At 55.7% G+C, this 23227-nt stretch carries 21 protein-coding genes, 2 tRNA genes and 1 pseudogene; 22 read left to right on the top strand and 2 right to left on the bottom strand.

Annotation, left to right across the window (positions count from 1 at the left end):
* Window positions 1–68 precede the first annotated feature (68 nt).
* The gene (gene lon, locus N8E88_RS28835; RefSeq protein ID WP_262293521.1) at window positions 69–2489 is read left to right on the top strand and encodes an endopeptidase La; all 2421 of its coding nucleotides are present in this window, start codon (window positions 69–71) and stop codon (window positions 2487–2489) included.
* 142 nt (window positions 2490–2631) lie between these two features.
* On the opposite strand, the gene N8E88_RS28830 is transcribed toward lon, so the two are convergent.
* Window positions 2632–2707, bottom strand: a tRNA-Val gene (locus N8E88_RS28830).
* Window positions 2708–2897: 190 nt separating this feature from the next.
* Here N8E88_RS28830 and N8E88_RS28825 point away from each other — a divergent pair.
* Window positions 2898–2974: transfer RNA gene (locus tag N8E88_RS28825), tRNA-Asp, on the top strand.
* Window positions 2975–3023: 49 nt separating this feature from the next.
* Here the strand turns inward: N8E88_RS28825 and N8E88_RS28820 are convergent.
* Complete coding sequence (locus N8E88_RS28820) at window positions 3024–4094, bottom strand: adenylate/guanylate cyclase domain-containing protein (RefSeq protein WP_262293520.1); 1071 nt, start codon at window positions 4092–4094, stop codon at window positions 3024–3026.
* A 123-nt stretch (window positions 4095–4217) separates the two neighbouring features.
* Here N8E88_RS28820 and N8E88_RS28815 point away from each other — a divergent pair, with 123 nt between their 5' ends.
* From N8E88_RS28815 to nuoN, 20 genes and pseudogenes are all read left to right on the top strand, one after another.
* Window positions 4218–4655: an SRPBCC family protein gene (locus N8E88_RS28815; protein WP_262293519.1), complete on the top strand. Its 438-nt coding sequence runs from the start codon at window positions 4218–4220 to the stop codon at window positions 4653–4655.
* Window positions 4656–4813: 158 nt separating this feature from the next.
* Window positions 4814–5200: a hypothetical protein gene (locus N8E88_RS28810; RefSeq protein ID WP_262293518.1), complete on the top strand. Its 387-nt coding sequence runs from the start codon at window positions 4814–4816 to the stop codon at window positions 5198–5200.
* Window positions 5201–5569: 369 nt separating this feature from the next.
* A complete protein-coding gene (locus N8E88_RS28805) occupies window positions 5570–6781 on the top strand; it encodes an MFS transporter (protein WP_262293517.1) in 1212 nt (403 codons plus the stop codon).
* A 407-nt stretch (window positions 6782–7188) separates the two neighbouring features.
* Window positions 7189–7554: an NADH-quinone oxidoreductase subunit A gene (locus tag N8E88_RS28800; RefSeq protein ID WP_112530887.1), complete on the top strand. Its 366-nt coding sequence runs from the start codon at window positions 7189–7191 to the stop codon at window positions 7552–7554.
* Entirely contained in the window at window positions 7545–8126 is a 582-nt protein-coding gene (locus N8E88_RS28795; RefSeq protein WP_114429295.1) for a NuoB/complex I 20 kDa subunit family protein, read from the top strand. The genes N8E88_RS28800 and N8E88_RS28795 overlap by 10 nt, the downstream gene beginning before the upstream one ends.
* A gap of 9 nt (window positions 8127–8135) precedes the next feature.
* Complete coding sequence (locus N8E88_RS28790; RefSeq protein WP_262293516.1) at window positions 8136–8744, top strand: NADH-quinone oxidoreductase subunit C; 609 nt, start codon at window positions 8136–8138, stop codon at window positions 8742–8744.
* Window positions 8745–8787: 43 nt separating this feature from the next.
* Window positions 8788–9978, top strand: a complete 1191-nt coding sequence (locus N8E88_RS28785) for an NADH-quinone oxidoreductase subunit D (RefSeq protein ID WP_262293515.1) — start codon at window positions 8788–8790, stop codon at window positions 9976–9978.
* Window positions 9978–10850, top strand: a complete 873-nt coding sequence (nuoE, locus tag N8E88_RS28780) for an NADH-quinone oxidoreductase subunit NuoE (protein WP_315975272.1) — start codon at window positions 9978–9980, stop codon at window positions 10848–10850. The genes N8E88_RS28785 and nuoE overlap by 1 nt, the downstream gene beginning before the upstream one ends.
* Entirely contained in the window at window positions 10826–11146 is a 321-nt protein-coding gene (locus tag N8E88_RS31620) for a helix-hairpin-helix domain-containing protein (protein WP_315975271.1), read from the top strand. Before nuoE ends, N8E88_RS31620 begins: the two co-directional genes overlap by 25 nt.
* A 64-nt stretch (window positions 11147–11210) precedes the next feature.
* Window positions 11211–12512, top strand: a complete 1302-nt coding sequence (nuoF, locus tag N8E88_RS28775; RefSeq protein WP_114429299.1) for an NADH-quinone oxidoreductase subunit NuoF — start codon at window positions 11211–11213, stop codon at window positions 12510–12512.
* 9 nt (window positions 12513–12521) lie between these two features.
* Entirely contained in the window at window positions 12522–13157 is a 636-nt protein-coding gene (locus N8E88_RS28770; protein WP_262293514.1) for a helix-hairpin-helix domain-containing protein, read from the top strand.
* The gene (locus N8E88_RS28765) at window positions 13157–13468 is read left to right on the top strand and encodes a pentapeptide repeat-containing protein (RefSeq protein WP_262293513.1); all 312 of its coding nucleotides are present in this window, start codon (window positions 13157–13159) and stop codon (window positions 13466–13468) included. The genes N8E88_RS28770 and N8E88_RS28765 overlap by 1 nt, the downstream gene beginning before the upstream one ends.
* Window positions 13468–15549 carry an NADH-quinone oxidoreductase subunit NuoG gene (gene nuoG, locus N8E88_RS28760; RefSeq protein WP_262293512.1) on the top strand — a complete coding sequence of 694 codons (2082 nt, stop codon included), beginning with the start codon at window positions 13468–13470 and terminating at the stop codon, window positions 15547–15549. The genes N8E88_RS28765 and nuoG overlap by 1 nt, the downstream gene beginning before the upstream one ends.
* Before the next feature lie 18 nt (window positions 15550–15567).
* The gene (gene nuoH / locus N8E88_RS28755) at window positions 15568–16614 is read left to right on the top strand and encodes an NADH-quinone oxidoreductase subunit NuoH (protein WP_262293511.1); all 1047 of its coding nucleotides are present in this window, start codon (window positions 15568–15570) and stop codon (window positions 16612–16614) included.
* Window positions 16611–17114, top strand: a complete 504-nt coding sequence (gene nuoI, locus N8E88_RS28750) for an NADH-quinone oxidoreductase subunit NuoI (protein WP_112530897.1) — start codon at window positions 16611–16613, stop codon at window positions 17112–17114. The genes nuoH and nuoI overlap by 4 nt, the downstream gene beginning before the upstream one ends.
* Before the next feature lie 205 nt (window positions 17115–17319).
* Window positions 17320–17952 carry an NADH-quinone oxidoreductase subunit J gene (locus N8E88_RS28745; protein ID WP_112530898.1) on the top strand — a complete coding sequence of 211 codons (633 nt, stop codon included), beginning with the start codon at window positions 17320–17322 and terminating at the stop codon, window positions 17950–17952.
* Window positions 17952–18260 carry an NADH-quinone oxidoreductase subunit NuoK gene (gene nuoK / locus N8E88_RS28740; RefSeq protein ID WP_112530899.1) on the top strand — a complete coding sequence of 103 codons (309 nt, stop codon included), beginning with the start codon at window positions 17952–17954 and terminating at the stop codon, window positions 18258–18260. Before N8E88_RS28745 ends, nuoK begins: the two co-directional genes overlap by 1 nt.
* A 7-nt stretch (window positions 18261–18267) precedes the next feature.
* Window positions 18268–20259 carry an NADH-quinone oxidoreductase subunit L gene (gene nuoL, locus N8E88_RS28735; RefSeq protein ID WP_262293510.1) on the top strand — a complete coding sequence of 664 codons (1992 nt, stop codon included), beginning with the start codon at window positions 18268–18270 and terminating at the stop codon, window positions 20257–20259.
* Window positions 20259–21764, top strand: coding sequence for an NADH-quinone oxidoreductase subunit M (locus N8E88_RS28730; RefSeq protein WP_262293509.1), 1506 nt, complete (start codon window positions 20259–20261; stop codon window positions 21762–21764). The genes nuoL and N8E88_RS28730 overlap by 1 nt, the downstream gene beginning before the upstream one ends.
* 19 nt (window positions 21765–21783) lie before the next feature.
* Window positions 21784–23221: pseudogene (gene nuoN, locus N8E88_RS28725) on the top strand (NADH-quinone oxidoreductase subunit NuoN).
* The last annotated feature ends 6 nt before the right edge of the window (window positions 23222–23227 follow it).

Here is a 23227-nt window from a genome sequence, read left to right as displayed (position 1 = left end):
TTGGCCATGCAGCTTAAAGGGTACCCGGACGTGGCGATCTGGCCGATTGGCCTGAGAAAGGACATAAAATGACGGTTGCAAGCAAGAAGACACCGGCGGGTGGCGAGAGCGGGCTTTATGCCGTTCTGCCGTTGCGCGATATTGTTGTCTTCCCCCACATGATCGTTCCACTCTTCGTTGGCCGTGAAAAATCCATTCGCGCGCTTGAGGAAGTTATGGGCGTCGACAAGCAAATCCTGCTTGCCACACAGAAGAACGCTGCGGACGACGATCCACAGGCTGACGCGATCTATACAGTCGGCACTATTGCCAACGTCCTGCAATTGCTGAAATTGCCGGATGGTACGGTCAAGGTGTTGGTTGAAGGTATCGCCCGCGCTGAGATCACCGGTTTCAGCGAACGCGAAGATTATCACGAAGCCTCTGCCGTGACGCTAACAGAACCGGAAGAAGATCCGGTCGAGATCGAGGCACTGGCCCGTTCGGTCGTGTCGGATTTTGAAAACTACGTAAAACTGAACAAGAAGATTTCGCCTGAAGTTGTCGGCGCCGCCGGACAGATAGAGGATTATTCCAAGCTGGCCGATACAGTCGCGTCGCATCTCGCGATCAAGATTCCTGAGAAACAGGATATGTTGTCGATCCTTTCCGTGCGTGCGCGGTTGGAGAAGGCCATGTCCTTCATGGAGTCGGAAATCTCCGTTCTTCAGGTCGAAAAGCGTATCCGCTCGCGCGTCAAGCGCCAGATGGAGAAGACGCAGCGCGAATATTATCTGAATGAACAGATGAAGGCGATCCAGAAGGAACTTGGCGATGGCGAAGATGGCCGCGACGAGTCCGCCGAACTGGAAGACCGCATCAAGAAGACGAAGCTGTCGAAGGAAGCGCGCGAAAAGGCCAATGCGGAGCTGAAGAAGCTGCGCCAGATGAGCCCGATGTCCGCCGAGGCGACTGTCGTTCGCAACTATCTCGACTGGCTGCTGTCCATTCCGTGGGGCAAAAAGTCGAAGATCAAGAACGATCTGAATCTCGCTGACGAAGTTCTGGATACCGAGCACTACGGCCTGGACAAGGTCAAGGACCGCATTGTCGAATATCTGGCGGTGCAGGCCCGGTCGACCAAGATCAAAGGCCCGATCCTCTGCCTCGTTGGTCCTCCCGGTGTCGGCAAGACGTCGCTCGCCCGTTCGATCGCCAAGGCTACCGGCCGCGAATACATTCGCATGTCGCTTGGCGGCGTGCGTGACGAGGCCGAGATCCGCGGTCATCGCCGGACCTATATCGGTTCGATGCCCGGCAAGGTCATTCAGTCGATGAAGAAGGCGAAGAAGTCGAATCCGCTCTTCCTGCTCGATGAGATCGACAAGATGGGCCAGGACTTCCGCGGCGATCCGTCATCAGCTCTGCTGGAGGTGCTCGATCCGGAACAGAACTCCACGTTCATGGATCACTATCTCGAGGTCGAGTACGACCTCTCGAATGTGATGTTCGTGACGACAGCCAATACGCTGAATATCCCTAGTCCCTTGATGGACCGCATGGAGATCATTCGTATTGCCGGTTACACGGAAGATGAGAAGCTGGAAATCGCCAAGCGGCACCTGTTGCCAAAGGCCATCCGCGATCATGCGTTGCAGCCGAAGGAGTTCTCTGTATCCGAGGATGCTATCCGCGCCATCATTCGCAACTATACGCGAGAGGCCGGTGTTCGTAACCTCGAGCGTGAATTGATGAAGCTGGCTCGCAAGGCCGTCACCGAAATCATGAAGACTCAGAAGAAGTCGGTGAAGGTCACGGATGCAAACATCGATGAATATCTCGGGGTTGAGAAATTCCGATTTGGACAGATCGATGGCGAAGACCAGGTTGGCGTTGTCACGGGCCTCGCCTGGACCGAAGTGGGTGGCGAGTTGCTGACCATTGAAGGCGTCATGATGCCCGGCAAGGGTCGCATGACGGTAACAGGCAATCTGCGCGACGTGATGAAGGAATCGATCTCCGCAGCGGCATCCTATGTCCGCTCGCGTGCTATCGATTTCGGCGTCGAGCCGCCACTGTTCGATCGTCGCGACATTCACGTGCACGTGCCGGAAGGTGCGACGCCCAAGGATGGTCCATCAGCCGGCGTTGCGATGGTCACAGCCATCGTCTCGATACTGACGGGCATTCCGGTCCGCAAGGATATCGCCATGACAGGCGAGATCACGCTGCGGGGTAGGGTGCTGCCCATCGGTGGTCTGAAGGAGAAGCTGCTCGCCGCACTGCGCGGTGGCATCAAGACGGTTCTAATCCCGGAAGAAAACGCCAAGGATCTGGTGGAGATTCCGGACAATGTGAAGAACGGCCTTGAGATCATTCCAGTCAGCCACGCCAATGAGGTGCTCAAGCACGCACTGGTGCGCCAGCCGGAGCCAATCGAATGGACCGAACCGGCCCACGTGCCATCTTCGGCCGTCGAGGATGAAGCAGGCGCTCAGATCGCTCATTGAACAGCGTTGAAGGAAAAGGCCGGGCAAGAAATTGCCCGGCCTTTTTGATCTGTACCAGTGCGCTGATGATGCGCCCACGCGGCACCATGCTTATGGTGGCGAGCCTGCGCGTCGGAAATCAAAATGTATATTGATGAGGGAATGGTGGGCGATGAGAGACTCGAACTCCCGACATCTTCGGTGTAAACGAAGCGCTCTACCAACTGAGCTAATCGCCCTTCGCAAAGGGTGCGTTCCGGAGCGTTTATGCGTTTCCGCCGATATTGGCAAGAGGGGATGCGACACTTTTATGATTTGTCGGATGAGTTTTTCACAATCGCATCTTTCCTCTCCAGTTGTGCTTGACACACCCCCGCGAACCCCTTAAACGACCGCTCACGCCGTACAAATAGTACGGTACGAAAGTGCGCGGGTGTAGCTCAGTTGGTTAGAGTGCCGGCCTGTCACGCCGGAGGTCGCGGGTTCGAGCCCCGTCACTCGCGCCACTTTTCCCTCAGTGATTTCAAGCAGATAATTCCCTTTGGGGACCGCTGACTATTGCAGCGCAAACACCGCGCACGGGGCAGCGATGCCGCGCAGCCTGTGCTCGCCGAGCGGGATCAGCGACTGCGTCGTTTCCGCCGCAAAGGTGCCGGAGAGCAATGCCGTGCGGCCAAGCGGCCGGCACAGGCCCTCCAGTCGGCTCACGAGATTCACTGCGGGGCCGATTGCTGTGAAATCCAGGCGATCGGCAGTGCCAATGTTGCCCCAAAGCATTTCTCCGAGATGCAGTGCCGTGCCGAACGATAAAGGTGGCATGCCTTGCGCAGCGCGAGCGCGATTGAGGTGGTCCATCCCAGCGCGGGCAGCGGCGACTGCGCGTAATGCCGCATCGCATGCAGCAGCAGCATCGCGCTCGCCGATCGGGAAGATCGCCAGCACGCCGTCGCCAATGAATTTTAATACTTCACCACCGAAGGCATGGACGGCACCGGCAATGCGGTCGAACCAGGCGTCGAGAGCGGCGATTACCTCCTGCGGCTCGGTCGACTCCGACAATTCGGTGAAACCCCGGAGGTCGGCATACAACAGGGCCGCCCGTATGGTCTCACCAGGCTCGCGCCGCAAACGGCCGGCCAGCACCTGCGCCGCGCTGCGCCGGCCGAGATAGGTCGTCAGCAGTGCGGCCAGGGTCGAACGTGCGGCCAGCAAGGCAAGCGGTGCAGCGGCAAACCGCGCTACCTCATGCAGCAACTCCGATTCGGATTGGCTGAACGGCCGGCTACCAGTCCAGCCAAGCACGGCGCCGTCAGATGGGCCGCCGGAGAAATCCTCCTGTATGGTACCGGTGCCGATGCCAGCCAGCCAGTTGCGAGCGACATGGGCGTGCTCGAGATCGGCAGGTCTGGCCAAAGCCAGCGCTTCTATCACTCTTCCTGTATCGGCGCGCCACAGCCAGGTGCGTCGCTCGATGACCGGGTGCGGCGCGGCTTGGGTGAGCGCGCCGCCAGACAGCGGCACACCGTCCGCGATGAGTCGCACTGCGAGCGTGGCCAGGAAGACGTCGCCGTCTGGCACGTCAAGCGCTTTGTCAACCAGAAAGGAGAGAGCGGACGGCAGCTGCATAGTGCAATCATGCAGCCATATCAGGTACCTGTCACGAGCTTTTGTTTCTTGCGCGAAACCTCGATTGGCTTAAATTGCGCCAAAGCCGGAATGATATCGAGCCGCGCGCGGGAGGAATCGCCGATGACCGAGACGTTTCACAGTGAGATTGAAATCGCAGCTCCACAAGCGACAGTCTTCGCCTTCCTCACCGATCCCGACAAGATTATACGCTGGATGGGCACGAGGGCGACGGTCGAGCCTCATCCCGGCGGCATTTATCTCCTCAGCATGAACGAGACCCACACTGCCCGGGGCCACTTCACGGAAGTGATTCCGGTTCATCGTCTGGCCTATAGCTTCGGCTGGGAGGACCACGAGAATGTGCCGCCGGGTTCGGGCCTGATCGAGATCGACCTCGTCGAGAAGGATGGGGGCACGCTTGTGCGCTTCACCCATGGCGGACTGCCCGACGAGAAGGAACGTGCCAGCCACGAAAAGGGCTGGAACCATTATTTGCGCAGACTGGCCGTAGCAGCGGCTGGCGGCGACCCAGGCCCGGATACATCTCCCGAGGCATGAGGGCTACAAGTCCGGTCAGATGGAGAATGGTCAAAGAAGCTCCGATCATTCTGGCAGTCTCTCCGCCGATGATGGTTTTTTCCATGTAATTGCCATGCAGTGATATTATATGCGGCAGAAGCACTTGCAAGCTCGGCCTGACCGGAAGGGAGCGATCAATGGCAACAACTATTAAAGTACGACATGCGGTGTTTGGCTTTGGCGCGTTCGTCGCCCTTTCCGGCGTTGCTCACGCTGGAAGTTACGCTGAAATCCTGTTTAAGGAAAAGTTCGAAGTCCATATCCGGGAGATGGTTGCAGACGGTATCACTCGTAAGAACGCCGACTACATCGCTTATGCTGCCCTGGCTCGTGGTTCGTACGAAATGTGCGGCGATCACCTGTTTCCGAAGAGTCTGGTATATAGCAGCTATCGGCAATCGCTCGAAGAGACATCACTGCCGCAGAGAGTAGTTGATCGGCACATCCGCGCTTTTGAAGGCATCATGAACGCAGAGTTGCAGGATAAGCGCGTACTCATGGAATATTGCGGATCAAAGCCATAGATCGCGGCGCTGTTGCGCTATTGCGGTGCCATTCCTCGAGGGAACTACGGCTTTTCCGTAACGGTTCACCTTTTGCCGTTTTTGCCGGACAGGGAATTGCCGTATGTGCTCACGAGATAGAGCAGCACATACGTCAGGCAAAACGACACTAGGCATGGCAGCAAGTAACGGGTCATGGAGCACCTGGCTGTTAGATTAACATGAGTGTCCATCTGAAGGATGAGGATTTTGCTAAGATCATAACTAAAACGCATTCATATCCCATCAGCGAGAACCCGCGTAAATGCATTGCTGCGTTGCACAAAAATCATTTGTGAAACATTTCAACTCTATGCAGCATCGTTTTTTCTCCAGACGCGCGGTCGCCTCATGCCCCTACCGATTCTCGCCCTTGCCATAGCCTCATTCTGTATAGGTACAACCGAGTTCGTGATCATGGGCTTGCTACCGGAAGTAGCGGCCGATCTCGGCGTGTCCATTCCAGGTGCGGGCCTCCTGGTTACCGGATATGCGCTCGGCGTTGTCATCGGAGCCCCGATCATCGCGATCGCCACGGCATCGTTGCCGCGTAAATCAGTGCTGATCGGGTTGGCGATGCTGTTTGTCGTCGGCAATCTCTTCTGCGCGATTGCGCCCAATTACTGGATGCTCATGGTTGCACGAGTGGTGACCGCGTTTGGCCATGGTGCGTTCTTCGGAATTGGTTCGGTGGTGGCTGCAAATCTTGTTCCCCGCCATAAGCGGGCCAGCGCTATTGCATTGATGTTTGCAGGCTTGACTCTGGCCAACATCCTCGGCGTGCCAGCAGGAACTGCGCTTGGGGAGATCTACGGTTGGCGCGCAACGTTCTACGCGGTAGTTGCGATTGGTATTGCCGCTGTAATAGCTATCGTTTTGCTTGTCCCCGCGACCAGAGAAGAACAGAAGGGCGGGGGCTTCATAAGTGAAATCAGGGTGCTTGGGAAATTGCAGGTCTGGCTGGCCATGCTTATCTCGGCATTGGCATCCGCCGGCCTCTTTGCCGTGTTCACCTATATAAAGCCGATCCTGACTGACGTCTCAGGCATTTCGACATCGGCGGTCACGTGGGTGCTCTTGCTCTTTGGCGCAGGTATGACGGTTGGCAACATCATCGGTGGAAAACTTGCTGATTGGAAACTTATGCCGACTGTAATCGGCACGCTCGTCGCGCTCATGTTCATCCACGCAATTTTTGCCGAAGTCAGCGGGAATGCCGTTGCAGCAATCGTTGTTGTATTCGTTTGGGGTGTCTTGACCTTTGTCATCGTTCCGCCGCTGCAAATGCGGGTGGTCGAGACGGCTGAAGAGGCGCCAAATCTGGCGGCAACACTCAATCAGGGAGCGTTCAACGTTGGCAATGCGTCCGGCGCATGGATTGGCGGGGCGGCGCTGACTTGGGGCGTGTCTTACCAGAACCTGCCTTTTGTTGGATCGGCGCTCGCCGTGATTGCCGTTCTGGTTGCTGTTGGCTCGTGGGTTTTGGACCGCAGGGCGGGGCAAGCCAGGCTCGCCTTCGACGAAGGGGAAAGGCTCAGCCTCGAGCCGCTCGCTGGTCTCTGATGCGATGGCATTGCTCAGCCAAAACGAGTGGCGCTGAAAGGCACGCAATTCTCTACCTAAATCGTTTGTAGGACCGAATGTCGCAGTCGAGGCTCGTGTCGGAGGTCTCCGCATGGCTACTGCAGATTAATATCGTTCTAAAGAGCAAATCGACGCGATTTTGAAGAGTAATACGGGAAAAAACGCCATATTTTGGCAGTTTGCAGACAAATCAGGTAGCCCATGAAGTCAATATATGGACGTTGTCACGATTTTTGTTGCACTTGCGCGCATGGCGCTAACGCGCTAACCCTCGGCCTGTCGCACCCGCTTCAAGAATGGTGTGATCTGTCGCGTATTTGTGGCAGTCATGTGCATAACATGGCATTCTTGTCAGCCTGAGTTCACAAGGCGGAAAAAGACGGATCATGAACGAGTTGTTGAGTTCCTACCTGCCCATCGTTATCTTTATCGGGGTAGCGCTGGTAATCGGTCTGGCACTGTTGGTTGCGCCTTTTCTGGTCGCATATAGTGCACCGGACCCTGAGAAATTGTCGGCCTATGAGTGCGGCTTCAACGCCTTCGACGACGCTCGTATGAAGTTCGACGTACGCTTTTATCTCGTTTCGATCCTGTTCATTATCTTCGACCTGGAAGTGGCCTTCCTTTTCCCGTGGGCAATCTCTTTCGGCAAGATTGGCTGGTTTGGCTTCTGGTCGATGATGGCCTTCTTGGGCGTCCTGACGATCGGCTTTATTTATGAGTGGAAAAAGGGAGCGCTGGAATGGGATTGACCGACAGCAACACTACCCTCGTAGCACCACAACCAAAGGGTATTCTTGATCCGAACACCGGCAAGCCGGTTGGTTCCGACGATGCTTTCTTCGGCGAGATCAACAATGAGCTCGCCGACAAGGGATTTCTCGTCACCTCGGCTGATGCACTGGTTACCTGGGCGCGAACCGGATCGCTGATGTGGATGACTTTCGGCCTCGCATGCTGCGCGGTCGAAATGATGCATACTTCCATGCCGCGCTATGATGGCGAACGCTTTGGCTTTGCCCCGCGCGCTTCACCGCGGCAATCGGACGTGATGATCGTTGCCGGCACGCTGACCAACAAGATGGCGCCAGCTTTGCGCAAGGTCTATGACCAGATGCCCGAGCCGCGCTATGTCATCTCTATGGGTTCCTGCGCCAACGGCGGCGGTTACTATCACTATTCTTACTCCGTGGTCCGGGGCTGCGACCGGGTGGTTCCCGTCGATATCTATGTCCCGGGTTGCCCGCCAACTGCAGAAGCGCTTTTGTATGGTGTCTTGATGCTGCAGAAGAAAATCCGCCGCACCGGCACGATCGAACGATAGGAGAGGGCGATGTCTGTTGAAGCATTGGACGAGCTCTTCGGGTATCTCAAGGAGAATCCGAATTTGACCTTGAAATCCGTCGCCATTGCCTATGGCGAGTTGACGATCGAGGTCGAAGGTGACGCCTTGCTGGAAACGCTGACGTTCTTGCGTGACGATGCGAAATGCCAATTCATTTCGCTGATCGATATAAGTGGTGTCGATTACCCCTCGCGCCTCAACCGTTTTGACGTCGTCTATCACCTGCTTTCGCCGCGCCAGAATTTACGTATCCGCGTCAAGACAGCAACCGATGAGGATACGCCGATCCCCTCGGCAACGCCGGTTTATCCGGGCGCTGATTGGTACGAGCGCGAGACGTATGACCTCTACGGCGTATTATTCTCGGGCCACCCGGATCTCCGCCGTATCCTCACAGATTATGGATTTGAGGGTCATCCGTTGCGTAAAGACTTTCCGCTTACCGGCTTCGTTGAGGTTCGGTATGACGACGAGGTCAAACGCGTTGTCTATGAACCGGTCGAACTGAGGCAGGAGTTCCGCAATTTTGACTTCCAGTCCCCCTGGGAGGGCACCGACTATGTGCTACCGGGTGATGAAAAGGCAAAGGTGAATTGAGCGTTGATGATGTCCCTATCGGCATCACGCCAGGAAGCGAACAATGACTGAACATAGCGTCCGCAACTTCAATATCAATTTCGGCCCGCAGCATCCCGCGGCGCATGGCGTTTTGCGTCTTGTGCTCGAGCTTGATGGCGAAGTTGTCGAGCGTGTCGATCCGCATATCGGCCTCTTGCACCGCGGCACAGAGAAGTTGATGGAAGCCAAGACCTACTTGCAGGCTGTGCCCTATCTCGACCGCCTCGATTATGTCGCGCCGATGAACCAGGAGCACGCTTATGCACTGGCGATCGAACGACTGCTTGAGATAGAAGTGCCGAAGCGCGGACAGCTAATCCGTGTCTTGTTTTCGGAAATCGGCCGTATCTTGTCGCATCTCTTGAACGTGACCACGCAGGCCATGGACGTTGGTGCGCTGACGCCACCGCTCTGGGGTTTCGAAGAGCGCGAGAAGTTGATGGTGTTCTATGAGCGCGCTTGCGGCGCTCGTATGCACGCCGCATACTTTCGTCCGGGCGGCGTCCATCAGGATCTGCCGGACCAACTGATCGAGGATATCGGCAAATGGTGCGATCCATTCCTGCAGACGGTCAAAAATCTCGATGACTTGATTACGCCGAACCGCATTTTCAAACAGCGTAACGTCGATATCGGCGTCGTGAAGCTGGAAGATGCGTGGGCTTGGGGCTTCTCCGGCGTCATGGTTCGTGGTTCCGGTGCCGCATGGGACTTGCGCAAGTCGCAGCCCTATGAGTGCTACTCAGAAATGGAATTCGACATTCCGATCGGCAAGAATGGCGATTGTTATGATCGCTATCTGATCCGTATGGAAGAAATGCGCCAATCCGTTCGCATCATGCGCCAATGTGTGGAGCAATTGCTGGGGAAAGAGCGTATAGGACCCGTTTCGAACACCTCCGCCAAGATCGTGCCGCCAAAACGCGGCGAGATGAAGCGTTCGATGGAATCTTTGATCCATCACTTCAAGCTCTACACAGAAGGCTATCGCGTGCCAGCGGGCGAAGTGTATGCCGCCGTCGAAGCGCCTAAGGGCGAGTTCGGCGTGTTCCTCGTTTCGGATGGTTCCAACAAACCCTACCGGGTTAAGTTGCGCGCTCCGGGCTTTGCCCATCTTCAGGCCATGGATTTCATGTGCCGTGGCCACATGCTTGCCGATGTCTCTGCAGTCCTCGGCTCGCTCGATATCGTATTTGGTGAGGTTGATCGTTAATGTCCGTCCGCCGTCTCGCAGAAGATAACATTCAGCCAGCTGCATTCGCGTTTAATCGCGAAAACAGCGCTTGGGCAAAGCTTGCAATCAAGAAATATCCAAAGGGCCGTGAACAGTCCGCGGTTATTCCACTGTTGATGCGCGCACAGGAGCAGGATGGTTGGGTTACCAAGGCAGCAATTGAACATGTCGCGACCATGCTCGATATGCCCCTGATCCGGGTGCTTGAAGTCGCGACTTTTTATACGCAGTTTCAGCTGAAGCCGGTCGGTACCCGCGCCCATATCCAGGTATGCGGCACGACGCCCTGCATGCTGCGTGGCTCGGAAGATCTGAAGAAGGTCTGCCAGCACAAGATCCATCATGAACAATTTCAGCTGAACGAGTCCGGCACTCTGTCCTGGGAAGAAGTCGAATGCCTCGGCGCCTGCGTCAACGCGCCGATGATCATGGTGTTCAAGGATACTTACGAGGATTTGACACCCGAACGGCTCGAGGAAATCATCGATGCATTCGATGCCGGGAAGGGCGATTCCATTCCGGTTGGCCCGCAGATCAAGCGTATTTTCTCTGCACCGCAGACGGGTCTGACTTCACTGAATGGCGATGAAAAACCCAAGCGCGCGAAAGCTGCCAATTCGGACAAGGCAACTGTTCCGCCCTCGAATGCCGCTAAACCTGTTACGCATGATGAAGCTACCAATGCCGCGATCAAATCACCTTCCAAGGTGAAGACGACCAAAGTGGCTGAAGAGGTGACTTCGAAACCAGCAGCTGCTGCGGCACCTGCCGCGCGGTCAATCAAGAATCCCCCCTGGCGGAGGGTTCGCCGGGCGAGAAACCTTCAGTGCAGACGATCAAGGCTCCGGTGAATCTGGTTTCGCTGGAGGACAAAGATCGCCCCGCGGGTATCGAAAAGCCGGCGCTTGTCGATGACCTCAAGATGATCTCCGGCGTCGGCCCAAGGTTAGAAATCCTCTTGCACGAGCTTGGCATCTACACCTTTGCACAGGTTGCGGCGTGGAAGAAGGCCGAGCGCGACTGGGTCGACAGCTATATGAAATTCGGCGGCCGTATCGAACGTGACGACTGGGTCAAGCAAGCCAAAGCCTTGGCCAAGGGCGGCGAAGCCGAGTACATCAAGGTTTTCGGCAAGAAGCCGAGATAAATGGATTGGTGGATGCAGATTTCGCATCCGCAAGAATGGACGAAGAGAGTAGGACCGGTGCGAAATGCTTGCTGATAAGGACCGCATCTTCAATAATATCTACGGCATTCACGACAAGTCGTTGAAGGGCGTGATGTCACGCGGCCATTGGGATGGCACAGCGGGTATCATTGCCAAGGGCCGCGACTGGATCATCAACGAAATGAAGGCCTCGGGCCTGCGCGGGCGCGGTGGCGCCGGCTTTCCGACGGGTCTGAAATGGTCGTTTATGCCCAAGGAAAGCGACGGCCGTCCGCATTATCTCGTCATCAATGCCGACGAATCCGAGCCCGGCACCTGTAAAGACCGCGATATAATGCGGCACGATCCCCATACGCTGATCGAAGGCTGCCTGATTGCCGGTTTCGCCATGGCTGCCCATACCTGCTACATCTACGTGCGCGGCGAGTATATTCGCGAGCGTGAAGCACTGCAGACCGCTATCGACGAATGCTACGACGCCGGTCTTCTCGGCAAGAATAACAAGAATGGCTGGGACTACGATATTTTCGTCCATCATGGAGCTGGCGCTTATATTTGCGGTGAGGAAACCGCGCTGCTCGAAAGCCTTGAAGGCAAGAAAGGCCAGCCGCGCCTGAAGCCGCCATTTCCGGCCAATATGGGCCTTTATGGTTGTCCGACGACAGTCAATAACGTCGAGTCCATTGCAGTGGCTCCGACGATCCTGCGCCGCGGTGCGGCGTGGTTCTCCAGCATTGGTCGTCCGAACAATGTCGGTACCAAGCTGTTCATGGTGTCCGGACACGTCAACAACCCCTGCACCGTCGAAGAGGCCATGGGCATTCCGTTCCGTGAGCTGATCGAGAAGCATGCGGGCGGCATTCGCGGCGGCTGGGACAATCTGCTGGCGGTTATTCCCGGCGGCGCATCCTGCCCTGTGGTAACAGCGGCAGACATTATGGATTGCCCAATGGATTTCGATGGACTGCGCAACGTCAAATCGTCGTTCGGCACCGCCGCTGTCATCGTCATGGATAAATCCACCGATATTGTCCGCGCAATTGCGCGTCTGTCCTATTTCTTCAAGCATGAGAGCTGTGGTCAGTGCACGCCGTGCCGTGAAGGAACTGGCTGGATGTGGCGCGTGATGGAACGCATGGTTACAGGCAACGCTCAGAAGCGCGAAATTGACATGCTGCTTGACGTTACCAAGCAGATCGAAGGTCACACGATCTGCGCCCTTGGTGATGCGGCTGCATGGCCTATCCAAGGTCTCATTCGCAATTTCCGTCCGGAGATCGAACGCCGGATCGATGAATTTTCACGCAACGCTGCGGCAAGCCCAGTGCTTGTCGCTGCGGAATAGGTGAAAGCGATGTCAGATAGCGGCACCAAGAACTCCAGCGCTGATTTGGCGGCACTGATGCCGAAGCACGTATTGCCAGCGGCGAATTTACTGACACCTCAGCTCGGCGCTGTGGCAGCGGCTTCCGCGCTTGGCCTCGGTGTTGCCAGTCAGATGTGGGGTTTCTGGGCCGGTGCAATGGCAAGTGCGTTCGACATGAATACGAGGTTGACGTCTGTATCCAGCCACTCGCGTGTAGTTGAGCCGCAACCTTCGCCTGATTTAGATGCGCTGAAGGCGATTATCCGCAAGAATGCTGGAGCGGTTGAAAAAAAGACACCCGTTCTGACCGGCAAAATGCCCGCCGCTAAGAAAATGCCCGCAACGGAAATCAACACTTCGGTCGCAATCAATTCATTGGATCATACCGTCGCGACCGCGTCAGAGATTGCAACGGATGATCTAAAGCGCATCTCCGGCATAGGCCCCAAGCTTGAGCAGGTTCTGAATGCCATGGGTATTAGGACTTATGATCAAATAGCGGCGTGGACGGCCGACGATTTAGCCAAGGTTGATGATCAACTCAAACTTGGCGGGCGGATTTCTCGTGACGACTGGCTGGGACAGGCAAATGTTCTTGTGATGTCCAACGGGGCAGGTGAGTGATGGAGATCCATGCGACACGTGACGTACTTGACGTGCGCGACGCAAGTGTTGCCAGTTCCACATTTGACGACGTGAATCTATCGAATACCCGTTTTCATAACGTCAATCTGTCGGCTGCCGTGGTCGAAAAAGTGAATTTGAGCAATTCAAAGATTGAAGATGCCAATCTTTCCAATACATTGCTCCGAAATGTTAACATGAGCAATGTGAAGATTGAGGGCGCCTTGCTCGCAGGAATGGTCATCAATGGTGTTTCTGTAAAAGACCTGTTTGAAGCTTATGAATCGGCCAACCGTGCCGGAGAAGAATAATGGCGAAGATCAAAGTCGACGGTAAAGAAATCGAGGTACCGGATCACTACACGCTTCTGCAGGCTGCGGAAACGGCGGGTTCAGAGGTGCCACGGTTCTGTTTTCATGAACGCTTGTCGATCGCCGGCAACTGCCGCATGTGCCTGATCGAAGTGAAGGGCGGGCCGCCCAAGCCGGCTGCATCCTGCGCGATGGGCGTGCGCGACCTGCGTCCTGGTCCCAATGGTGAGACGCCGGAGATTTTCACCAATACACCGATGGTCAAGAAGGCCCGTGAGGGCGTGATGGAGTTTCTGCTTATCAATCATCCGCTTGATTGCCCGATCTGCGATCAGGGCGGCGAATGCGATCTGCAGGATCAGGCAATGGCCTTCGGCGTCGATTCATCGCGCTACAAGGAAAACAAGCGTGCCGTTGAAGACAAGTACATTGGGCCGCTCGTCAAGACGATCATGACGCGATGCATTCACTGCACGCGCTGCGTCCGCTTTACGACAGAGGTTGCAGGTATCTCCGAGCTTGGCCTGATCGGTCGCGGCGAGGACGCCGAGATCACCACATATCTCGAACATGCAATGACGTCGGAATTACAGGGTAATGTGATCGACCTTTGCCCGGTTGGCGCACTGACTTCCAAGCCATACGCCTTCCAGGCGCGCCCATGGGAGCTGAACAAGACCGAGTCCATCGATGTGATGGATGCCGTTGGCTCAGCTATCCGGGTCGATACGCGGGGCCGAGAAGTGATGCGCATCCTACCGCGCGTCAACGAACAGGTGAACGAGGAATGGATTTCCGACAAGACTCGCTTTATTTGGGACGGTTTGCGTACCCAGCGTCTTGATCGACCCTACGTCCGCAAGGACGGCCGCCTTGTTGCTGCAAGTTGGCCAGAAGCCTTTGAGGCCATCAAAGCCGCCGTCTCCAAGACGAAGGGCAGCAAGATCGGCGCTATTGCCGGTGATCTGGCAACTGTCGAGGAAATGTACGCTCTAAAGCTGTTGATGCAATCGCTTGGATCCGAAAACATTGATGCACGGCAAGAAGGTTCTGTCCTCGATACCGCCAATGGACGCGCGTCCTATATATTCAACCCGTCAATCGATGGCATCGAACTCGCTGATGCGATTCTGATTATCGGCTCCAATCCACGTTTCGAAGCTTCGTTGCTTAATGCTCGCATCCGCAAGCATTGGCGGGCTGCTGGGACGCCAATTGGCGTGATAGGAGAGCAAGCTGACCTTCGCTACAAATACGAGTATCTCGGAAGCGGACCCGAAACATTGGCAGATCTCGCCAATGGTTCCCTGAAGTTCCTGTCTGTACTGAAGAAAGCCCAGAACCCAATGGTTATCATAGGGCAGGGCGCTCTATCCCGTGCCGACGGCGCATCCGTGCTCGGTCTTGCGGCCAAGATTGCCGCCGACACAGGCGCACTCAGCGTCGAATGGAACGGTTTTGGTGTTGTTCATACGGCTGCCAGCCGGGTTGGTGCGCTCGACATCGGGTTTGTGCCGGGGACAAACGGCAAGACAGTAGCCGAGATGAAGAGTGCGCTCGACGTGCTGTTCCTTCTTGGCGCTGACGAACTGAATTGGGAAAAGAGAAGCAAGGCCTTCACAGTTTATATTGGTACTCATGGCGATCAAGGTGCACATAACGCCGACGTGATCCTGCCAGGTGCGGCTTATACCGAGAAGTCTGGTACGTACGTCAATACGGAAGGCCGCGTGCAGATGACCAATCGTGCTGGCTTTGCTCCGGGTAACGCCAAGGAAGATTGGGCCATCCTGAGGGCGTTGTCGGATGTTCTCGGCAAGAAATTGTCATTCGACTCGCTGGCAGCCTTGCGTTCCGTCCTCTACACGGATTATCCGCATCTCGCCGCGATCGATCAGATCGAGGCCGGCGATCCTGCAGACATCAGGAAGCTGGCAAATGCATCTGGTTCCATCGAGAAAACTGCCTTTGTATCGCCGGTGAAGGATTTCTACTTGACCAATCCGATAGCACGCGCTTCAGCCGTCATGGCCGAATGTTCCGCGCTTGCCAAGAGTGGCTTCAAGCAGGCGGCCGAGTAGGCGGAGAAGAAAACTGACATGGAAGAAATTTTCGCAACCTATATCCTGCCGCTGCTGATCATTCTTGGAAAATCACTTCTGATGCTGGTCGTGATGCTGCTGATCATCGCCTATCTGCTTTATGCGGATCGCAAGATCTGGGCAGCAGTTCAGCTGCGTCGGGGCCCAAACGTTGTTGGGCCATTTGGTTTGCTGCAGTCGTTCGCCGATCTGCTGAAGTTCGTCGTCAAGGAGCCGATCATTCCATCCGGCGCCAACAAGGGAATTTTCCTGCTGGCGCCGCTGGTTTCGTCGGTACTTGCCATGGCAGCGTGGGCGGTCATCCCGGTCAACGAGGGCTGGGCGGTCGCCAACGTCAACGTTGGCATTCTTTATGTCCTCGCCATCTCTTCGCTTGAAGTTTACGGCGTGATCATGGCCGGCTGGGCGTCGAATTCGAAGTATCCGTTTCTTGGCGCTTTACGCTCCGCGGCGCAGATGGTGTCTTACGAGGTTTCTATCGGCTTCGTCATCGTCACTGTTCTTCTATGCGTCGGTTCATTGAACCTGACCGATATCGTCAATTCACAGAGGGACGGCTTGGGCACGATCGTCGGGCTGCCGAGTTCATTTCTGGATTGGCATTGGCTCGGTCTGTTCCCGATGTTCATCATCTTTTTCATCTCGGCACTGGCAGAAACCAACCGTCCGCCCTTCGATCTCGTTGAAGCGGAATCGGAACTGGTCGCCGGTCATATGATCGAATATTCGTCTACTGCCTTCCTGTTGTTCTTCCTTGGCGAATACGTTGCGATTACATTGATGTGCGCGCTGACGACCATCATGTTCCTGGGCGGTTGGCTGCCGCCAGTTGATGTGTGGTTCCTTAATTGGGTGCCGGGGGTAGTCTGGTTTCTACTCAAGCTGTTCTTCTGCTTCTTCATGTTTGCCATGGTGAAGGCATTCGTTCCGCGCTATCGCTATGACCAATTGATGCGCCTGGGTTGGAAGGTGTTCCTGCCTATCTCGCTCTTCATGGTCATTGCGACGGCGGCCTTCCTTAAAATCACGGGTCTTACGCCATGAGTTCTAATACTGGTTCCTTGGCACAAGCTGCCAAATCCCTCCTGCTTCTGGAATTTGTCGGGGCCTTCTTTCTGTCGATGCGGCAGTTCTTTGCTCCGAAGGCAACGTTGAATTATCCATACGAGAAGGGTCCGCTCAGCCCGCGCTTTCGCGGTGAGCATGCGCTGCGTCGCTACCCCAATGGGGAAGAGCGTTGCATCGCCTGCAAGCTCTGCGAAGCGATCTGCCCTGCGCAGGCTATCACGATCGAAGCAGGCCCGCGCCGCAACGACGGAACGCGCCGCACCGTGCGATATGACATCGACATGGTGAAGTGCATCTATTGCGGTTTTTGCCAGGAAGCGTGCCCGGTTGATGCCATTGTCGAGGGGCCGAATTTCGAGTTCGCCACGGAGAGCCGTGAGGAGCTTTACTATGACAAGGACCGGCTGCTTGCTAACGGCGATCGCTGGGAGCGGGAACTGGCGCGCAACATCGCCATGGACGCGCCTTACCGGTAAAAATGCGTGCGCGCTTGTGTCCTTGGACGATAGCTTCTATCGGACCGGAACATGCGCTAAGAGGCTGCGAACGCGCGGAAATCGCGTGAATTGCATCAGAGCAATTTCAGGGAAAGTGGGAACCGGTTTCCCGCCCAAAATTGCTGCAAGACGAAGTTAGAAATTGGCAGGGAAGTCCTGCCGGAAATGGAAATCGGGGGAACCCATGCTGACAGGTATCGCGGCGGCGTTTTTTTATCTCTTCGCCTTCATAACCGTCGCCAGTGCGTTCATGGTGATTGCGGCGCGCAATCCCGTGCACTCCGTACTGTTCTTGATCCTCGCATTTTTCAATGCGGCAGGTTTGTTCCTTTTGACCGGCGCCGAGTTCCTGGCGATGATCCTTTTGGTCGTCTATGTCGGCGCGGTTGCGGTTCTGTTCCTCTTCGTTGTCATGATGCTCGATGTCGATTTCGCTGAACTGAAAAGCGGCGCGCTGCAGTATGCGCCCATTGGCGCGCTCGTCGGTTTGATCCTTGCTGCTGAACTGATTATCGTTCTGGGCGGATCGGTGTTTGCACCGAAACTTGGGACTGTGGCATTCCAGCCAACGCCCGACGTGGCGACGCGCACCAATACAGCCGCGCTCGGCGATATTCTCTATACGGACTATGTTTACTTTTTCCAGATTGCTGGTCTCGTCCTTCTGGTTGCGATGATTGGCGCGATTGTATTGACGCTTCGTCACAAACCGAACATCAAGCGACAGAACGTTTCAGAACAGGTCGCACGTACGCCGGCCACGGCCATCGAGGTCAAACAGGTTGAAACAGGCAAGGGCCTGACAGAGGTGTCATGATGGAAATCGGTATCGCACATTATCTGACTGTTTCTGCCCTGCTGTTTACGCTCGGGATCTTCGGCATCTTCCTCAACAGGAAGAACGTCATCATCATTCTGATGTCGGTCGAATTGATCCTGCTTGCCGTTAACCTCAACTTCGTGGCGTTCTCCGCTGCACTGGGCGATTTGGTCGGCCAGGTGTTTGCACTGTTTGTCTTGACCGTTGCCGCTGCAGAAGCAGCGATCGGTCTTGCTATTCTCGTCGTGTTCTATCGCAATCGTGGGTCGATTGCCGTGGAAGACGTCAACATGATGAAAGGTTGACGGGGGCATGCTGTATCTGGCGATTGTCTTCCTTCCGCTGCTTGGCTTTTTGATTGCTGGCCTTTTCGGCTCATCGATCGGTGCGAAGGCGAGCGAGTATGTTACGACTGGACTGTTGATCGTTTGCGCGGTCCTTTCCTGGATTGCTTTTGCAACCGTGGCACTCGGTCATGGTGAAGCGTTCAAGGTTCCAGTAGCGCACTGGGTCGAGTCGGGTTCATTAAGCTTCGACTGGGCGCTGCGTATCGATACACTGACCGTGGTAATGCTGGTTGTCGTCAATACTGTCTCGGCGCTGGTTCATACCTATTCGATCGGTTACATGCATCATGATCCGAATCGACCGCGCTTCTTTGCCTATCTCTCGCTCTTCACTTTCGCCATGTTGATGCTGGTGACCGGTGATAATCTGGTCCAGATGTTCTTCGGTTGGGAAGGTGTTGGCCTTGCTTCCTATCTTCTGATCGGCTTTTGGGTCAAGAAACCCTCCGCAAATGCAGCCGCCATTAAGGCCTTCGTGGTCAACCGCGTCGGCGATTTTGGCTTCCTGCTCGGCATCTTCGCGCTGTTCGTGCTTTTCGATACGGTGCAATTCGACACGCTTTTTGCTTCCGCTGCGCAGTATCTTCCGGCTGAGGGCGTCGCAGAGAGTGGTCAGACCGTACTAAATTTCCTTGGCTACACCCTCGACAAACAGGGGGCGATCACCATTGCGTGCCTGCTGCTTTTTATGGGTGCGATGGGCAAGTCCGCGCAGTTTTTGCTGCACACCTGGTTGCCGGACGCCATGGAGGGCCCGACACCGGTCTCGGCACTGATCCATGCGGCGACGATGGTGACGGCCGGCGTTTTCATGGTTGCGCGGTTATCGCCAATCTTCGAATTGTCGCATACGGCGTTGATTTTCGTGACATTCATCGGCGCGACGACAGCGTTCTTTGCCGCAACTGTTGGCCTCGTGCAGAACGACATCAAGCGCGTGATCGCTTACTCAACCTGTTCGCAGCTCGGCTACATGTTCGTTGCCTTGGGTCTTGGTGCTTATGGTGCTGGCATCTTCCACCTGTTCACACACGCATTCTTCAAGGCGCTGCTGTTCCTTGGTGCGGGTTCCGTCATTCACGCCGTTTCCGATGAACAGGACATGCGCCACATGGGCGGTTTGCGCACGTTGATCCCCAAAACCTACTGGATGATGATCGTCGGGACTGTTGCCCTGACAGGGTTGGGTATTCCAGGAACACTTATCGGCACGGCAGGCTTCTTCTCGAAGGACATGATTATCGAATCCGCGTTCGCATCGCACAGCCCAATGGCCAGTTACGCGTTTATCCTTCTTGTCGTGGCCGCGATCTTCACGAGTTTCTATTCATGGCGCCTGATTTTCATGACTTTTCATGGCAAGCCGCGCGCCAGCCACGACGTAATGCATCATGTGCATGAGTCGCCCTATGTCATGCTGGTTCCGCTGTTCATTCTGGCTGCCGGAGCACTGTTCGCCGGTGTCATATTCCGCGAATATTTCTTCGGGCATGAGTATGCGGAATTCTGGAAGGGCGCGATCTTCACGGGGCCGGAGAACGAAATCCTTGAAGAACATCATCACGTGCCGTTCCTCGTTGCAATGTCACCCTTCCTGGCGATGGCCGTTGGATTCATCGTTGCCTGGTACTTCTATATTCGCTCGCCCGAGACACCGAGGCGGCTCGCTGCACAGCATCCTGGCCTTTATCAGTTCCTGCTCAACAAGTGGTACTTTGACGAACTCTATGACTTCCTGTTCGTACGTCCGACAAAGGCTCTTGGTCGCTTCCTTTGGAAGCAGGGGGATGGCTGGCTGATCGATGGGCATGGGCCGGACGGAATTTCCGCACGCGTGGTTGACGTCACCAACCGGGTGGTTCGCCTGCAGTCCGGTTACCTTTATCACTATGCGTTCGCGATGCTCATCGGGGTCGCCGCACTCGTCACGTGGATGATGCTCGGGAGCAATTTCTGATGACCGACTGGCCAATTCTCTCGACTGTTACCTTCCTGCCATTGGTCGGTGCCCTTCTCGTTCTGATGATCCGGGACGACAGCGATGCTGCACGCCGCAACATCCGCAATGTGACCCTATGGACGACGATCATCACGTTCCTGCTCTCACTGCCGATCTGGTACTATTTCGATAACGGCCAAGCCGGCTTCCAGTTTGTCGAGAAGGCTGACTGGCTCGACTCCGGAATTTCCTACCACATGGGCGTCGACGGCATTTCCATGCTGTTCGTCATCCTCACCACGTTCCTGATGCCGCTTTGCATTCTGGCGAGCTGGGAAGCGATCCAGACACGCGTCAAAGAATATATGATCGCGTTTCTGGTTCTCGAAACACTGATGATTGGCGTGTTCTGCGCGCTCGATATCGTGCTGTTCTACGTGTTCTTCGAAGCCGTTCTCGTGCCGATGTTTATCATTATCGGCGTCTGGGGTGGTAAGAGGCGCGTCTATGCCAGCTTCAAATTCTTCCTTTATACCTTGCTCGGCTCCGTGCTGATGCTGCTTGCCATCATGGCGATGTACTGGCAGGCCGGTACGACGGATATTCCGACCTTGCTTGCCTACAAGTTTCCCGCGTCGATGCAGACCTGGTTGTGGTTCGCCTTCTTCGCCTCGTTTGCGGTGAAGATGCCAATGTGGCCGGTGCACACATGGTTGCCGGATGCCCACGTTGAAGCGCCGACAGCAGCGTCGGCCATCCTGGCCGGCATCCTGTTGAAGCTTGGCGGTTATGGGTTCATTCGTTTCTCGCTGCCGATGTTCCCGATCGCATCGGCCGATTTTGCACCGCTGATCTATACGCTTTCAGTCGTCGCCATCATCTACACTTCGCTGGTTGCGCTGGCGCAGCAAGACATAAAGAAGCTGATTGCCTATTCATCCGTTGCTCATATGGGCTATGTCACGATGGGCATATTCGCAGCCAACGAGCAGGGCATTCAGGGCGCAATATTCCAGATGCTGTCGCACGGCCTGGTATCCAGCGCGCTGTTTCTCTGCGTCGGTATCGTCTATGACAGGACCCATACGCGCGAAATCGCTGCCTATGGCGGTCTTGTCAACAACATGCCGAAATATGCAGTTGTGTTTATGATTTTCACCATGGCCAACGTTGGTCTTCCTGGCACTTCGGGGTTTATCGGTGAGTTTTTGACATTGCTTGGTGTTTTCCGCGTGAACACCTGGGTTGCCCTTTTCGCGACCAGCGGCGTTATTTTCTCGGCGGCCTATGCGCTGTGGCTCTATCGGCGCGTCATATTCGGATCGTTGGACAAGGAAAGCCTGAAGTCGCTTCTGGATATGTCGCCGCGTGAAAAGGCTGTCATCTACCCGTTGGTAATCCTCACCATTTTCTACGGCGTATATCCGATGCCGATCTTTGATGCGACGGCAAGCTCCGTACACGCTCTGATCAACCAATATAATAACGCGCTGTCCTCAGCGGCCACACTGGCGTTGAAATAGCAGGAAGAGGCCAAGGCCGATGCAAACCGATATGATTGCCAACCTGACGCTCATGGCTCCTGAACTCCTGATCACGGTGGGCGCACTGGCGCTACTGATGATCGGGGCGTTTTCTGGGGAGCGGGCCTATTCGCTTGTCAACAGTCTAACGGTAGCCATCTTGCTCGTGGCGCTGGCGCTTGTCGTTCTGTTCCCGCAGGACGGTCATGTCTTCGGTCGCGCTTTCGTCACCGATCCATTCTCTCGCTTCATGAAGGTCCTGACCTTGGTCGGATCTATAGTGACGCTTGTCATGTCGGTCGGTTTTGCCAAATCAGAGAAGTTCGACAAGTTCGAATTCCCGATCCTGGCCCTTTTGGCGACGCTCGGCATGCTGCTGATGATTTCTGCCAATGATACCTTGTCGCTTTATCTCGGTTTGGAACTACAGTCGCTTGCGCTTTATGTCGTCGCTGCCATCAACCGTGACAGCGCGCGCTCGACGGAAGCTGGCCTCAAATATTTCGTTCTAGGCGCGCTCTCCTCGGGCATGCTGCTATACGGAATTTCCTTGGTCTACGGCTTTACCGGCCACACCGGTTTCGAAGCAATTGCACAGGCACTGAGCAGTTCCGAGCGGCAGCTTGGCGTTGTGTTTGGTCTCGTATTCATCTTTGCGGGTCTTGCCTTCAAGATTTCGGCGGTGCCGTTCCACATGTGGACGCCGGACGTTTATGAGGGGGCGCCTACGCCGGTCACCGCTTTCTTCGCGACTGCGCCGAAAATGGCAGCCATGGCATTGTTTACACGTGTTGCCGTTGAGACTTTCCAGCCCATCACCCATGATTGGCAACAGATCATCGTGTTTATCGCGATCGCATCCATGGTCCTTGGGGCATTCGCCGCCATTGGCCAACGGAATATCAAGCGTCTCATGGCCTACTCCTCGATCAGCCACATGGGCTACGCCCTTGTCGGGCTCTCAGCCGGTACACTCGTCGGTGTGCGGGGTGTTGCGATCTATATGCTGATCTATCTGGTCACGACACTTGGCACATTCGCCTTTATTCTTGCCATGCGTCGCAAGGAGGGCAATGTCGAGTCGATCGGTGATCTTGCCGGCCTGTCACGGACGAGATCCGATCATGGCGACCATCCTCACGATCCTGATGTTCTCGTTGGCCGGTATTCCGCCGCTCGCTGGGTTCTGGGGCAAATGGTATACTTTCCTTGCAGCAATGCAGGCCAATCTTTATGCGCTGGCTATTATTGGTATCGTGGCTTCGGTCGTCGGTGCGTTTTACTATCTGCGCATCATCAAGATCATGTGGTTCGACGAACCCGTCGGCGCTTTCGTTCCCATGGCGGGCGAGTTGCGCCTGGTCCTTGGAGTGTCAGGCCTGCTGGTGCTATTCTACGTCCTGGTGGGCGGCCCGGTCAGCACGTTTGCTAACGCTGCCGCCAAGACGTTTTTCTAGGAGCCC

Source organism: Phyllobacterium zundukense (assembly GCF_025452195.1).
Classification (GTDB): Bacteria; Pseudomonadota; Alphaproteobacteria; order Rhizobiales; family Rhizobiaceae; genus Phyllobacterium; species Phyllobacterium zundukense_A.
The sequence above is the reverse complement of the archived record's forward strand: the minus strand, read 5'-3'. Positions and strand labels throughout refer to the sequence as shown.

Coding starts and splice junctions, on each gene's coding strand:
- N8E88_RS28770 (WP_262293514.1), top strand. CDS start 12,522: ATGTCAGATAGCGGCACCAAGAACTCCAGCGCTGATTTGGCGGCACTG.
- N8E88_RS28745 (WP_112530898.1), top strand. CDS start 17,320: ATGCTGACAGGTATCGCGGCGGCGTTTTTTTATCTCTTCGCCTTCATA.
- N8E88_RS28810 (WP_262293518.1), top strand. CDS start 4,814: ATGGCAACAACTATTAAAGTACGACATGCGGTGTTTGGCTTTGGCGCG.
- N8E88_RS28765 (WP_262293513.1), top strand. CDS start 13,157: ATGGAGATCCATGCGACACGTGACGTACTTGACGTGCGCGACGCAAGT.
- nuoK (WP_112530899.1), top strand. CDS start 17,952: ATGGAAATCGGTATCGCACATTATCTGACTGTTTCTGCCCTGCTGTTT.
- N8E88_RS28805 (WP_262293517.1), top strand. CDS start 5,570: ATGCCCCTACCGATTCTCGCCCTTGCCATAGCCTCATTCTGTATAGGT.
- nuoL (WP_262293510.1), top strand. CDS start 18,268: ATGCTGTATCTGGCGATTGTCTTCCTTCCGCTGCTTGGCTTTTTGATT.
- N8E88_RS28785 (WP_262293515.1), top strand. CDS start 8,788: ATGACTGAACATAGCGTCCGCAACTTCAATATCAATTTCGGCCCGCAG.
- N8E88_RS28820 (WP_262293520.1), bottom strand. CDS start 4,094: ATGCAGCTGCCGTCCGCTCTCTCCTTTCTGGTTGACAAAGCGCTTGAC.
- N8E88_RS28730 (WP_262293509.1), top strand. CDS start 20,259: ATGACCGACTGGCCAATTCTCTCGACTGTTACCTTCCTGCCATTGGTC.
- nuoF (WP_114429299.1), top strand. CDS start 11,211: ATGCTTGCTGATAAGGACCGCATCTTCAATAATATCTACGGCATTCAC.
- N8E88_RS28790 (WP_262293516.1), top strand. CDS start 8,136: ATGTCTGTTGAAGCATTGGACGAGCTCTTCGGGTATCTCAAGGAGAAT.
- nuoI (WP_112530897.1), top strand. CDS start 16,611: ATGAGTTCTAATACTGGTTCCTTGGCACAAGCTGCCAAATCCCTCCTG.
- N8E88_RS28815 (WP_262293519.1), top strand. CDS start 4,218: ATGACCGAGACGTTTCACAGTGAGATTGAAATCGCAGCTCCACAAGCG.
- lon (WP_262293521.1), top strand. CDS start 69: ATGACGGTTGCAAGCAAGAAGACACCGGCGGGTGGCGAGAGCGGGCTT.
- nuoG (WP_262293512.1), top strand. CDS start 13,468: ATGGCGAAGATCAAAGTCGACGGTAAAGAAATCGAGGTACCGGATCAC.
- nuoE (WP_315975272.1), top strand. CDS start 9,978: ATGTCCGTCCGCCGTCTCGCAGAAGATAACATTCAGCCAGCTGCATTC.
- nuoH (WP_262293511.1), top strand. CDS start 15,568: ATGGAAGAAATTTTCGCAACCTATATCCTGCCGCTGCTGATCATTCTT.
- N8E88_RS28795 (WP_114429295.1), top strand. CDS start 7,545: ATGGGATTGACCGACAGCAACACTACCCTCGTAGCACCACAACCAAAG.
- N8E88_RS28800 (WP_112530887.1), top strand. CDS start 7,189: ATGAACGAGTTGTTGAGTTCCTACCTGCCCATCGTTATCTTTATCGGG.